Annotated in this window: 1 protein-coding gene; it reads left to right on the forward strand. The window is 48.4% G+C overall.

Annotated features, from left to right (window positions below; all coding sequences use genetic code 11):
* Positions 1-246: hypothetical protein (locus Q5762_RS39330; protein WP_315897119.1), on the forward strand; the 246-nt coding region annotated here is incomplete at both ends.

Consider the following 246-nt stretch of genomic DNA (forward strand, 5'->3'; position numbering starts at 1 on the left):
GTGCAGCCGGGTTCCCAGGATTTAAATATGTACCTACCGATGATAACGGCAAGAAAGACTTCTCCGAAATTATAGCACTTGCCAAGGCCTGTCAGGCACCTGTAGCCATAGAAGAAGGTACTATTCTGGGCGGCTTTGCGCACAATCAAGTATTGGCTTTGGCAGACCAAGTGGTAGAAGCTGTAAAGTCTGGCGCTATCAAGAAGTTTATAGTCATGGGCGGTTGCGATGGCAGAGTCAAAGGAC

Source organism: Streptomyces sp. P9(2023) (assembly GCF_032436795.1).
Classification (GTDB): domain Bacteria; phylum Actinomycetota; class Actinomycetes; order Streptomycetales; family Streptomycetaceae; genus Streptomyces.